This is a genomic window from Sulfuricurvum sp. (genome assembly GCF_028713855.1).
Lineage (GTDB): Bacteria > Campylobacterota > Campylobacteria > Campylobacterales > Sulfurimonadaceae > Sulfuricurvum.
This window is the reverse complement of sequence record NZ_JAQTNN010000008.1, coordinates 122,535-135,764: the sequence shown is the minus strand read 5'-3', so window position 1 is coordinate 135,764 and position 13,230 is coordinate 122,535. Positions and strand designations below refer to the sequence as shown.

General features: G+C 43.7%; 13 protein-coding genes. 5 read left to right on the top strand and 8 right to left on the bottom strand.

Features of this window, described 5'->3' with window-relative positions; all coding sequences use genetic code 11:
• Positions 1 to 152 precede the first annotated feature (152 nt).
• The 8 genes from mreC to PHI47_RS09040 form a co-directional block, all read right to left on the bottom strand.
• Positions 153 to 914 (bottom strand): rod shape-determining protein MreC, encoded by a 762-nt coding sequence (gene mreC / locus PHI47_RS09075; RefSeq protein ID WP_299936499.1) that lies wholly within the window; start codon positions 912 to 914, stop codon positions 153 to 155.
• Entirely contained in the window at positions 907 to 1,944 is a 1,038-nt protein-coding gene (locus PHI47_RS09070; RefSeq protein ID WP_299936496.1) for a rod shape-determining protein, read from the bottom strand. The genes mreC and PHI47_RS09070 overlap by 8 nt, the downstream gene beginning before the upstream one ends.
• 8 nt (positions 1,945 to 1,952) lie before the next feature.
• Positions 1,953 to 3,185, bottom strand: a complete 1,233-nt coding sequence (gene clpX / locus PHI47_RS09065; protein ID WP_299936493.1) for an ATP-dependent Clp protease ATP-binding subunit ClpX — start codon at positions 3,183 to 3,185, stop codon at positions 1,953 to 1,955.
• Positions 3,182 to 3,967: an acyl-ACP--UDP-N-acetylglucosamine O-acyltransferase gene (lpxA, locus tag PHI47_RS09060; RefSeq protein ID WP_299936490.1), complete on the bottom strand. Its 786-nt coding sequence runs from the start codon at positions 3,965 to 3,967 to the stop codon at positions 3,182 to 3,184. Before lpxA ends, clpX begins: the two co-directional genes overlap by 4 nt.
• A gap of 10 nt (positions 3,968 to 3,977) precedes the next feature.
• The gene (gene fabZ, locus PHI47_RS09055; RefSeq protein ID WP_299936487.1) at positions 3,978 to 4,421 is read right to left on the bottom strand and encodes a 3-hydroxyacyl-ACP dehydratase FabZ; all 444 of its coding nucleotides are present in this window, start codon (positions 4,419 to 4,421) and stop codon (positions 3,978 to 3,980) included.
• Between the two features lie 88 nt (positions 4,422 to 4,509).
• Positions 4,510 to 6,108, bottom strand: coding sequence for a cation:proton antiporter (locus PHI47_RS09050; protein WP_299936484.1), 1,599 nt, complete (start codon positions 6,106 to 6,108; stop codon positions 4,510 to 4,512).
• Positions 6,109 to 6,159: 51 nt separating this feature from the next.
• Entirely contained in the window at positions 6,160 to 7,239 is a 1,080-nt protein-coding gene (locus PHI47_RS09045; RefSeq protein WP_299936481.1) for an epoxyqueuosine reductase QueH, read from the bottom strand.
• Between the two features lie 3 nt (positions 7,240 to 7,242).
• Positions 7,243 to 7,749 carry a peptidylprolyl isomerase gene (locus PHI47_RS09040; RefSeq protein WP_299936478.1) on the bottom strand — a complete coding sequence of 169 codons (507 nt, stop codon included), beginning with the start codon at positions 7,747 to 7,749 and terminating at the stop codon, positions 7,243 to 7,245.
• 108 nt (positions 7,750 to 7,857) lie between these two features.
• On the opposite strand from PHI47_RS09040, the gene PHI47_RS09035 reads away from it, so the two are divergent.
• The 5 genes from PHI47_RS09035 to PHI47_RS09015 all read left to right on the top strand — a co-directional run bounded on the left by PHI47_RS09035 (position 7,858) and on the right by PHI47_RS09015 (position 13,192).
• A complete protein-coding gene (locus PHI47_RS09035; protein ID WP_299936475.1) occupies positions 7,858 to 9,090 on the top strand; it encodes an ATP-binding protein in 1,233 nt (410 codons plus the stop codon).
• Entirely contained in the window at positions 9,071 to 9,736 is a 666-nt protein-coding gene (locus PHI47_RS09030) for a response regulator transcription factor (protein ID WP_299936472.1), read from the top strand. Before PHI47_RS09035 ends, PHI47_RS09030 begins: the two co-directional genes overlap by 20 nt.
• A gap of 132 nt (positions 9,737 to 9,868) precedes the next feature.
• Positions 9,869 to 11,206, top strand: a complete 1,338-nt coding sequence (locus tag PHI47_RS09025) for an OprD family outer membrane porin (protein ID WP_299936469.1) — start codon at positions 9,869 to 9,871, stop codon at positions 11,204 to 11,206.
• Positions 11,207 to 11,219: 13 nt separating this feature from the next.
• Positions 11,220 to 11,534: a DUF485 domain-containing protein gene (locus tag PHI47_RS09020; protein WP_299936466.1), complete on the top strand. Its 315-nt coding sequence runs from the start codon at positions 11,220 to 11,222 to the stop codon at positions 11,532 to 11,534.
• A complete protein-coding gene (locus tag PHI47_RS09015) occupies positions 11,531 to 13,192 on the top strand; it encodes a cation acetate symporter (protein ID WP_299936463.1) in 1,662 nt (553 codons plus the stop codon). Before PHI47_RS09020 ends, PHI47_RS09015 begins: the two co-directional genes overlap by 4 nt.
• Positions 13,193 to 13,230 lie beyond the last annotated feature (38 nt).

Below are 13,230 nucleotides of genomic sequence, written 5' to 3'. Positions count from 1 at the left end.
GAATAGTCAAATTCACAGGCTTGACCGATGACGATCGGGCCTGATCCGATGAGTAATATCGTTTTGATGTCGTCGCGTTTTGGCATTGAGACCCCTCGTCATAAAAATTTTATTATTATAGACGAGAAGCACTTAAAATCCGATTACAGCCTCTACCGCACTTGGGTTATAACGTGAAAATAAGCGGGGTTTTTACCGTAAAAATAGGGTTCAATAACAGCACTTTGATAGCCGCTTGCCCTGGTAATAGAGACGACTCTTCCCACTTTCAGCCCGGCTAAAAAGATCCTATCCAGCCCCGATGTTACCACTTCATCTCCTACCGAAATCGGAATCCATGTCGGAATGAATTCGACAATTAAGCGGCGTTCGTTGCTTCCACGAACAATCCCAGGAGCCAAGGATGTACCGACATTAACGGCATAAGAGCTTTTGACATCACCGTTAAGCAGTGCCATAGCTCTGTTATTATTGGAGACAACAATGCCTGCGGTATAACCGCGGTAAAGGAGTCCATACACTTTTTTTGAGTCAAAATGATCCATCTCAATCCATACCCTGTGAGGATCGCCGAAGCGGACATACGAGAGTGTTCGTACCAAGCCCACTTTTGCATTGGTTTGAAAGGTGCTGTTCTCTTCCTGTACCAATTTTTGATATTCATCGGCAATTTGGTGAAGGCTTAGAAGCTGTTGCTCGTAATAGTGATTTTTTTGACGAAGATCAATGATAGTAGCTTGCTGATTGAAATGCTCATCGATGGTGTTTTGAACATTTTCGATTCCGTCGTGATAGGTGGATTTAATCATGAGGGTCAAACGGACAATCGGGGATTGAAGAATATTGGTAAAATAAAGCGCTCCACTCACCGTGAGGGCGAGTAAAAGTGCAATACTCAACGTTTGTTTATTCATTATCAAACAGTTCGTGGAGTTGATCGATCTCTTCTAGCGCACGGCCTGTTCCGCGAGCAACACACAAAAGAGGTTCATCGGCTACATAAACCGGAATTTTAATAATTTCAGAAATATATTTATCTAACTGACGAATCAATGCACCGCCGCCGGTAAGAATAACTCCATTGTTGACGATATCGCCTGCCAAATCCGGCGGCATATTTTCGAGTACGTCACGAATCGCTTCAAGAATTTCTTTGAGAGGATCACGCATTGCTTCACGTGCATCTTCGCTGGAAAGTTCAATGGAGGTCAATAACCCTTCTACTTGGTCACGGCCGTTAATGATCATTTTTAGCTCTTGAGCAAGCGGCATTGCGGTACCGATGTTGATTTTGATATCTTCAGAGATACGTTCACCAATCAAAAGATTGTATTTGCGTTTGACATAATCCATGATAGCACGGTCAATTTTATCGCCGGCAACACGGATAGAGCGGCACAATACTAAACCGCCTAACGAGATAACGCCGATTTCAGTTGTTCCACCGCCGATGTCAACGACAATATTTCCTTTCGGTTCGCGGATATCAATACCAGCACCGATAGCCGCCGCCATCGGTTCATCGATCAGATACACTTCACGTGCACCTGCGCTCATTGCCGATTCGCGGACTGCTTTACGCTCAACTTGGGTCAATCCGTAAGGGATACAGATGATGATACGGGGGCTGATAAGGCTGCTGCGGCCATGTGCTTTTTCGATAAATTTGCGGATCATTTTTTCGGTCATATCGAAATCGGCAATAACGCCGTCACGCATAGGGCGGATCGCTTTGATATTCCCCGGAGTTTTTCCGACCATCTCTTTGGCTTCGCGTCCTACGGCAAGAACTCTTTGCTGGCCGTATTTTTCCATTTTCACGGCGACAACGGAAGGTTCATTGATAATGATCCCTTTCCCCTTGGCGATCACAATGGTATTAGCCGTCCCTAAATCGATAGAGAGATCGTTTGAGAACATTCCGATAAGTTTATTAAATAGCATTGTCTCTCCTATGCGCTTTTTTGATTTGGTTTTTTGATGTAAACAGGTTGTGTGTTTTCTTCGACTACTTCTTTGGTGATGAGCACTTCATATCCGCTGTATTCGGGAAGTTCATACATGGTATCACCCATAGTCTCTTCCATGATCGCACGAAGTCCCCGTGCTCCTGTTTTACGAGCCAGTGCTTTAGCGGCAATCGCATTTAGGGCTTCTTTGTCAAACGAGAGTTCAACATCATCGATCGCAAAGAGTTTTGTATATTGCTTGACCAAAGAATTTTTCGGTTCAGTTAAAATACGAACCATCTCTTCTTCGGTGATTTTATTCAATGATGCAATAATAGGAAGACGGCCGATTAACTCAGGAATCAGTCCGTAGCTGACCAAATCATCAGGCTCGACGTTTTCAAAACTGTCATCATTTTCGGATGCGCTTCGTTTTTCATGTCCGAAGCCCATGATATTTTTCCCTTTTTTACGTTCTAGGATTTGTCCCAGTCCGTCAAATGCACCGCCGCAAATGAAGAGGATACCGGAGGTATCGATCTGGATGAAGTCCTGATTAGGGTGCTTGCGTCCCCCCTTGGGAGGGATGTTGACGACAGCGCCTTCGATGATTTTTAGAAGTGCCTGCTGAACCCCTTCTCCCGATACGTCACGGGTGATGGAGCGGTTTTCAGACATACGGGAAATTTTATCGATCTCATCGATAAAGACGATTCCCTGCTGTGCCCGTTCAACATCGCCATCAGCCGCTTGGAGCAGTTTGGTAAGGATATTCTCGACATCTTCACCCACATATCCTGCTTCTGTAAGACTGGTCGCATCGGCGATAGCGATAGGGACATTCAGTACACGCGCAATAGTTTGTGCCATTAATGTTTTACCGCTGCCGGTAGGCCCGATTAGCAAAACGTTCGATTTGGCGATTTCAGTCTCATCTTCAATATGTGTGTGTTTGAAAATTCGTTTGTAGTGGTTATACACAGCTACTGAGAGGAGTTTGCGTGCACGTTGCTGACCAATAATGTATTGACCTAAAAAGGCATTGAGCTCTTTCGGAGTTAAGAGCTCGGCATTGATGTGCTCATGAGCTGAAGCATTTTCACCATCGGCATCACCGAACATTATTTTATAAGCAGAAAAGACACAGTTTTTACAGATATAAACATTGGTTCCGGCGATAAGAGGGTTGTGATCGCTCTCTTGAGCGTCACAGAAACTGCAGTGGCGGTGAATCATGATTGATTCCTTTCGTAGGGGATACCCCGTTTGGTATTGACGATAAAGGTACATAAATTTTTAACGAATTCACTCGTTGTCTCTTCAAGGATAGCGACTGCTTGCTCTTGCAGCGGTTTTCCTGTTTCGAATAGCTCTCGATAAGCTGATCGGAGCGCATCGATATCGTTACGCTCTACATGACGGCGTAAACCATTAAGGTTTAATCCGCGCAGTACCGCACGATTCCCTTCGGCAAGACAATACGGAGGAACGTCTTGGGAAAGAGCGGATGCTCCCGCGATCATGGCATACTCGCCGATTTTGACGAATTGATGTATCGGTGTCATTCCGCCGATGACGGCGTAATTACCCATTTCAACATGACCTGCCAACGTTGCGGCATTGGCGAGGATACAATGGTCTCCGATAATGACGTCATGCCCTAAATGGACATACCCCATAAAGAGGTTGTATGATCCAACGACGGTTTTTCCGCCTCCGCCGGCAGTACCCGGATTAAAGAGGGTAAACTCGCGAATTTTGTTGTAATCACCGATGATGAGTTCAACCTCTTCGCCGGCATATTTTAAATCTTGCGGAATAGAACCCAACACGGCATGCGAAAAGATGTCATTATACTCTCCGATTGTAGTATTTCCGTAAACGCACGTACTCGCGGCAATTTTTGTCCCGCGCCCAATTTTTGCTTTACCGGAGATAAAGCAAAACGGTCCGATTTCGACATCTTCGCCGATCACTGCCCCTGCTTCGATAACAGCTAATGGAGATATATTGCTCATCCTCTCTCGCTTACTTATCGACGATCATAGCTTTAAGTTCTGCTTCGGAAACGAGGGTGTCATCGACATACGCTTTTCCTTCTAAAACCCAGATAGAACCTTTGTGTTTTACCACTTTCATACGGTATTCGAGGCGATCCCCCGGACGTACGGGAGCACGGAATTTGGCACCGTCGATACTCATGAAATAGACAACTTTTTTGGCCGCTTCTTCTTCGGTCATATCCATACTTTGAAACGCTAAAATACCGCCAGCTTGTGCCATACCCTCTAAAATCATAACACCCGGATAGATCGGATGACCTGGAAAATGGCCTTCGAAAATTTGTTCACCGATAGTGACGTTTTTAAAACCGATTAGCGACTCATTTGGAGTAATAGCAGTGACACGATCAACAAGAAGAAAAGGAAAACGGTGGGGCAAAATTTTTTGAATTTGAACAACATCCATCATAATAGTAAACACCTTGGGTAAAAAATCGCCCAATTTTACCGCAAAAACTGTTAATATTTGATAATTAATTTTTATCCCCACTAAGACGCTAATGTTTAAGGGCCCGATTCACGAGCAGATGGGCTACTTCGAAGCTGGCATCGACAAATTCGAGCTCATTTAAATCTCTTAAACTTTTGCGCTCTTCGGCACTGTCGATTTTAAGAATTACTTTGGCTTTTGGATTGTATCTAAGTACCGCTTCGCTGATAAGACGGCGTTTTTGTTCGCTTATCATTGTGATGATGATCGCTTTTGCTTCCTTTACCACCAGTGATTCGAGAACAGGAAGTTTGTCTAGGTGACCGAAATAAGCCATATATCCTAATTTTCTAGCATGTAATACATGCTTGAGATTGTCGGAAATAATGACAAAATTGCCATCTTGTGCTTTTAGATTTGACGCAACTATTTTACCCAGCACGCCAAAACCTGCTACGATGACATGATCTTTGCGCCCGATAGGGGTGATGACGTCTGATTCGTAGAATTCTTTTTCAAAATAAGAAGAAAGTTTATAGATATTCCCGATAATAAAGGGGGTGAGAATCATCGAAATAACGCTGACTAAGATCAGAAAACTCGCCATCTCTTCGCTGATTAGTTTTTGTGACCCTGCCAAAGCAAAAACGGCAAATGAAAATTCCCCGATCTGTGCCAAGGAGAGAGCTGTTTTTGCCGAGGTGTTTTTATCCGAATTGCGTCGGATGATTACGTAAATGACGAGCGCTTTGAAGAGCATCGCAAAGATGAAAACGAAAATGATGATATGGATATTGGATAAAAAGTAGACCATATCGATTTTCGTTCCGACCCCGAAGAAAAAGGTTCCGAGAAGGAGGTCTTTGTAGCTGGCGATATCGGATTCGACTTTAACGTTGTAGCGGGTATCGGCGATGATCATCCCTGCGATAAATGCTCCCAGCGAATAGGTAAATCCCATCGAATGGGCAAGCAGTGATACTCCAATGAGGATAGAGAATACCGAACCCAAAAAAAGTTCTTCAAGCTCAGTTTTTGCAGAAAACTGCAACAAGGCATTGACGATTTTGTCTCCGATCGTAAACATAAATACCACAACAAAGATGGCAGATATAACGGTTTTTAAAAGGATTTCACCGATCGATGCGCCATCGTTGGACAAAAAGGTAATGAGGAGCAAGATAGGGATGACTGCCAAATCTTGAAAGATCAAAATCCCCATCGATTTTTGTCCGTACGGTGTATGAATATCCTTTGACTCTTTGAGGTAGGTAAGGACGATAGCTGTAGATGAGAGCGAAAATGCCAACGAGATGATGAGCGAGGTATTGAAATTGAGATGAAATAGGTAAAAAGAGAGTAAAAAGATGACTACGACGCTAAAGACGACCTGCAGGAGACCGTTAGTCAGGAGGATCTCTTTCATTTTTTTGATTTTATCCAGACTCAGTTCCAGTCCGATGGTAAACATCAAAAAGACGATCCCGAACTCGCCGATGAGATTGAGCGAATCAATCCCGTCACCATTGAAGCCGAAGAGGTAGCTGATGATCGTCCCTGTCGCGATGTAGCCGATGATATGGGAAACACCGAACCGCTTGAGGATGATGTTGAGTACCGTTGAGATGGCAACGGTTAAAAAAATGCTTAATAGTAATGTTTCCATAGAGATATTATAGTGCAAAGCCTGTGCCAAGGGTGGTTAAAAAGTGGGCGTTTAAAGACGAATAAGTTTTTCCCTCGTATCGTCGTACGTTTTCGTCTCTAGCAAAAGAGATGTTTTTTCAGTTGGGATCGTATCGACCACGATGATCGCTGAGGTGTTAAACGGACTATTGGTGAGTTGTGTGCGTAAAGCCATCTCGATTTCAACAGACGGTGCATTGAACATCAACTCTTTTGTATTTTTATACGCGGATGCGGTGAGTGTGTTGAAGGTGTCGAGAGTGATAAATCGTACCTCTTCGCGGTTCAGAAAGAATTGTCCGTCGATTTCGAAATCGATTTTCCCTTCTGCAGATGAACGGTTAATGGTTGAATAAAAAAGGGGATAAGAGGGGACGATCTCTGTGCCGACTTTTACCGAAGAGCGAATCAGGCGGTAGTTTAAAAACCGTTCTTTGATGATGCGATAAGGGGTTCCTTGATCTTCAAGTTCCATGCGCTTTTTATAGAGTTCCAGCCTTTCTTCGATCGAAGCAGGGAGAATCTGGCGTGAAATCGGAGAGAACATTTCATCCATCAGACGGTGCTGTTGATCGCGCTGCATGGTGAGGCCGTAGATACAGCCGCAATAGTCCTGGCGGTAGAGCTGTTGCTCACGGCTAACTCTGCCCTGATCGTTGGTTCCGCCGTTTTTACGGTAATCAAACGCGATAAACTCGACACCGTGGGAAGCGTGAAACGCATCACCGCTTTTTTTGAGCTGCTCTTGCGATTTTAGGGGGCTGACGAGAAGGGTAGTGGTCATGGAAGTTTCGCCGAGTTCGAGTGCTTTGTGGGCACTTACCTCGAATCGCTTGTCAAAGCACACTTCACAGCGCGCTCCCTTTTCGGGTTCTTTTTCCAAACCGCGAACCGCGTCCATCCAGTTCTCAAAATCATATTCACCTTCTATCAGCTCAATGCCCAGTTTTTTACAGCTGCGTTCTACGTCTAGAAGTCGGAGTTGGTATTCGCTGTAAGGGTGGATATTGGGGTCATAGAAGAACCCGACGAGTTTTTCGTCGGGGAATTCCTGCTGTAGTTTCTCCATAAAGAAATGGGAATCGACGCTGCAGCAGATGTGAACGAGCATGATTTAGTTCTTTTCTGCCAAAATTTCGACTTTTTCGATAGTGTCGCGCATTTGGATGCTGTCAAGAACCGCCATTGATTCTTTGTCATCCGCTTCGATACCGCCGAAAACTGTGTGAACACCGTCAAGATGCGGAGTGCTTACGAAACAGATGAAGAACTGGCTTCCTCCGGTGTTTGGTCCCGCGTGTGCCATAGAAAGAGTCCCTTTGACGTGCTTGTGTTTGTTGAGTGATGTTTCACACGGGATAGCCCAACCCGGACCGCCTGTACCTGTGCCGTGAGGACATCCGCCCTGAGCCATGAATCCAGGGATTACACGGTGAAAGTTAAGACCGTTGTAGTAACCGTCGTTGACAAGTGCCGCGAAGTTTGCAACCGTGTTAGGCGTTTCGTCGTTGTAGAGTTTAATCCACATAACCCCTTTGGCAGTGGTCATTTTTGCCCATTGGTAACTTGCCAATTCTTCGGCTGTTGGTGTGTAGGTTTTAAGTTCTTTGCGTCCGAACATGAATAGGATCCTTGAGGGAATTTTTTGAAATTATAGTGGATTTAACTTAAGAGGCTCAGATGAACTTGTTATAATGCACTCTATTAATTTAATAAAAGTAGGGTGAGTATGGGAGATTGGTTTAGTCGTAAATGGTCACAAATCAGTCTAAATCAAGTCAATTTTTATACGATTGTTTTTATTTTATTGATCTCCGTTATTTTTGCTTCACTTCTTATCTACGATGAATACAAAGATTTTTTAAAAACAGCTCAAAACGGGATTGAAATTGCCAAGGGAGTTCCCTTAAGCAGTTCGCTTTCCTATCAGGATCTCCCGAAAACACGCCTTATTAAAGTAATGGTCGAGATCGCGACGCTGGCCCTCATTTTATTCGGATTTATTGTCGGTCTTTCTAAAATCGTCAACAGTATGATTTCAAGAGATATGGAACGATTTATGGAATTTTTTGAATCAGTACATCAAAAAGCTGAACCTATTCTGCCCAATGACCTCTATTTTAGTGAGTTTAAAAAAATGGCGGGCTATGCCAACGAAATGGCAATGACCATCGAAGAACAAAAAGAATCGCTGCAGCAGCTCAACACAAGTTTGGAAGAACGGGTGCGGAATAAAACACAAGCGCTTCAGCTCAAAAACAGTGCCCTTGAAGAAGAGCAAAGATTTTCACAAGGGCTTCTCGAATCGCATAAACAGTTTATTCGTTATGCTATCCATGAGACGCATACGCCGCTATCCGTTATTATGGCGAATATCGAATTGTTTACGATGAATGAGGGACGTAACCGCTATTTAGCAAAGATTGAAGCGGCGGTCAAAAATATTTTCAGTATTTATGATGATTTGAGTTATTTGGTTAAAAAAGATCAGATTGATTATCCCAAGCGTCCGATCGATTTGGGGGAATACGTCGAGAAACGGCTTGAATTTTTCGATGAGGTTGCCCATTTTTCGAATCTCACATTCCATTATTATCAGCCGGATTTTCCTGCATGGATTCAGTTTAACGAAACCAAGCTTCAGCGAGTTATCGATAATAATCTCACCAATGCGATCAAATACACCAAACACGGGGAAGAGATTCGTGTCGGGGTGGAGTGCAGTGTGGGCGAATGTCTTTTCTGGGTGGAGAGCAAGTCACAAAAAATTCATGACCCCCAAAAGATTTTTGAGGCATACTATAGGGAACGGAAAAAAACAGACGGTTTTGGATTGGGGCTGAGTTTAGTCAAATCGATCTGTGACGAGGATGCAGTGGAGATCAAAATAACATCCGATAATGAGCTCACCCGTTTCGAGTATCACTTTAAAAAGGGTAATGGTGAAAATACTTCTACTTGAAGATGAACAAATGCTCAGTGAAGCGATACATGAATATCTGCTTTCATTGGGGCATCGTGTCACGCTATTTTTTGATGGGACGGAAGCTCTTGATGCCCTCAAAAAAGAGACGTTTGATCTGCTCATTTTGGATATCAATGTTCCCGGAATTGATGGATTGGATCTTCTCGAACAGCTTCACGCACTCAAAATCCGTCCCCCTGCTATCTATATTAGTGCATTAGTGGATATAGAAGGGATCAGTCGAGCGTATGATTTGGGATGCTATGACTATCTCAAAAAACCGTTTCACCTAAAAGAGCTTGCCCTGCGGATCGATAAAGTGATGCAAAGCTGTGCGACTCCTCAAAATCATATGCGGCTTTCCAAGAGTTACGGGTATGACGCTTCTACCTCGACATTGGTGTGTGATAACGTAACACAGACTCTTACCAAACGGCAGCTTCAGATTATTGACCTTTTAGCACGCAATCGCGGCAGAGTGGTCGAATTTGACCAGTTTCGCGCCTATGTATGGGATGAAGAATATGTAGATAATGCAACGATTCGAGCTGAAGTAAGCCGTTTGAAGAAAAGCCTAAAAGAAGATTTCATCCAAAATATTCGTGCGTTAGGTTACATGATCGATATTCCCCGTAACTATTAGGTTACTTTTTTACACACATTCTCTTTTTTCAGACAATTAGACAGGATAAATTTTTCTAATTTTACAATTGCTACGTTTTTGCTACGTTTCGTTTTCATAATAGCAGTGTGAAAAACTTATGAAGGAGTGAGAATGAGAGGTACAGTATCTCTATCGCTTTTGGCGTCAGCTTTAGTTGTTAATGCTATGGCAGCTGATGATTTAGCCGGAATGTTTAAAGATGGGAAAGTAAGCGGGCAATTCCGTGAGTTTTCAATTACACGCGATTATAACGGTGCAGTTAATTACACCCGTATGGCAAATACAATCGGTGGATATGTTAAATATGAAACCGGTGCATGGAACGGGTTGAGTCTGGGTGCGGCTGCTTATGGAACAGTCGGTGTTGCCTTGGGGAACCGCAATGACGTGAATGATGTAGATCCAACGCTTTTGAGCAAGAACAATAGCAATGATGTTTATCTTGGGGAAGCGTATCTTCAATACAAAAACGGTAATACAACCTTTAAAGGCGGCCGCCAAAAACTAGACACTCCAATGGCAGGAAGTGATGACGCACGTATGCTTCCGAATCTTTTTGAAGCGTATGTTCTTAGTAATACGGATGTAAAAGACACGACATTGATCGCAGCACACGTTACAAAGTTCGCACAAGGGACATTTGGACGTGTTTACAATGCGTCTGCAAATCACGCAAATGCTATTTTAAGCGCGACGTCTGGTTACTCTTATTGGGATTCTCGTAATCAAACCGGCAGTTTTGAGAACATGGGTAAATATGCGGTTAATCACAATACTGACGGTGTAAGTGTAGCTGCAGCAGTGTATTCCGGTATTCCGGGATTGAAACTTCAACTCTGGGATTATTATGCGCATGATATTCTTAATGCGATTTATGCAGAAGCGAATTACGGATGGTCGTATGCTGGCGGTGTAGCACCGTATGTAGCGGCACAATATATCAAAGAAGATAACATCGGAAACGACTATGCCGGAAACGTAAATAGTGATTTTGTCGGTGCAAAAGCGGGTGTGAAAGTTGCTAATTTTGATCTTTATGGGGCAGTTTCTCATAATAGCAAAGATGCAAGTGCGGCAGCAACCAACGGCGGTACCATTTCTCCATGGGGCGGAATGCCGGCTTATACACAGGGGATGGTAACACGTCACCAATTTATGGCAGGGACGGATGCATGGAAAGTAGCTGGAAGCTATGACTGGAAAAACTTCGGTGTCAATTTAAACACAGGTGTTTATTATGCGTCATTTGATCTGGATGCTTTGAATGGATATTCTGCACGTGCTTGTACGACAACTGAATCCGGCTTTGATGTGATTTTTAATCCTCAAACAATCAAAAATCTTCAATTGCGTGTCCGTGCAAACTATACACGTGATTTTGCACAAACAGGCTCTGGTGTTCCAACCGATTGGGATGAATACCGCTTTATCGCAAACTATAACTTTTAAAGGAGCTTGAATTATGAAACAAGAGATGGTTGATCGTATTAAAAACGATCCTGATTTTTTACACCTTGTCAAAACACGCAGTAAATTTGCATGGACGTTGACAATTGTGATGTTGGTCATTTACTTTGGCTTTGTCTTGACGATCGCTTTTGATCCGTCTATTTTGGGAGCGCCGTTATCAGCGGGTTCGGTTACGACAGTCGGGATTCCGGTAGGGGTCGGTGTCATCATCAGTGCATTCGTGTTGACAGGGATCTATGTCCGTCGTGCAAACGTCGAGTTTGACGAATTGACTGCAAAAATTAAATCCAAAGCAAAGGGAGAATGATGAAAGCGTTATTATTAGCACTTTTTTCTGTCGCTGCATTTGCCGGTGAGGCGCTGACCGGCGCTGTTGAAAAACAACCGCTTAATATGTCGGCAATTATTATGTTCTTGATTTTCGTAGGAGCAACATTAGGGATCACCTATTGGGCTGCTAAACGTACCAAAACGGCAAAAGATTTCTATACTGCCGGCGGTGGAATCACCGGATTCCAAAACGGTATGGCGATCGCAGGGGACTATATGTCTGCGGCATCATTTTTGGGTATTTCGGCGCTCGTTTACGGTAAAGGGTATGATGGTTTGATCTACTCTATCGGATTCTTGGTCGGTTGGCCGATTATTTTGTTTATGGTGGCTGAACAGCTCCGTAATCTTGGTAAATATACGTTTGCAGACGTTGCATCGTATCGTCTTCAACAAACGCCTATCCGTACATTGGCGGCGTTTGGTTCAATCGTAACGGTTATTTTGTATCTTATCGCTCAAATGGTAGGGGCTGGAAAATTGATCCAATTGCTTTTCGGTTTGGATTATGAAATCGCGGTAATTTTGGTCGGTGTATTGATGATCCTTTACGTAACATTCGGTGGGATGTTGGCGACTACATGGGTTCAAATCATTAAAGCGTTCTTGTTGCTCTCAGGTGCAACCTTTATGGCGATTGCGGTTATGGCTCACTATAACTTCAATTTCGAATCGTTGTTTGCTACTGCGGTACAGATGAAAGATGTTTCTATTATGGCTCCGGGTAAACTGGTCAGCGATCCGATCTCGGCAATCTCACTCGGTATTGCACTTATGTTTGGTACGGCAGGTCTTCCGCATATCCTTATGCGTTTCTTCACCGTCAGTGATGCGAAAGAAGCGCGTAAATCAGTATTCTATGCGACAGGATTTATCGGTTATTTCTATATTTTGACGTTTATTATCGGTTTCGGTGCGATCGTTATGGTATTCCAAAATCCACAATATCTTGACCTTGCTAAACAAGCGGTTGATGGCGGTTATCCGATCCTCGGCGGCGACAACATGGCGGCGATTCACTTGTCACACGCAGTTGGTGGAGACTTCTTCCTCGGATTTATCTCTGCGGTAGCGTTTGCAACGATCCTTGCGGTTGTTTCGGGTCTTACATTGGCGGGTGCTTCAGCGATTTCTCATGACCTTTATGCCAGTGTTATCAAAAAAGGTAAAACTGACGGTTTGATGGAGATGAAAGTCTCTAAAGTTGCTACGGTTATCTTGGGTATCGTTGCTATCTATTTAGGTATTGCGTTTGAAGAACAAAACATTGCGTTCATGGTCGGATTGGCATTTGCTATCGCGGCAAGTGCAAACTTCCCGATTTTGTTCCTTTCAATGTACTGGTCAAAATTGACAACTCGCGGTGCCTTGATCGGCGGATCAATCGGATTGTTGACAGCGGCAGTGTTAGTGGTTCTTGGGCCAACCGTTTGGGTGGATTTCCTCAAACATGCTGATCCGATTTTCCCATACAAATATCCTGCATTGTTCTCAGTAACAGCGGCATTTGTAAGTATCTGGTTCTTCTCGATTACCGATCGTAGTGAAAACTCACGAAAAGAAAAAGAGGGATACGAAGCGCAATTTATCCGAAGCCAAACCGGTATCGGAGCAGAGGGTGCTGTTGAGCATTAATTTTTAATCTGTCCTTCGGGGCGGGTTCTTATTGAATT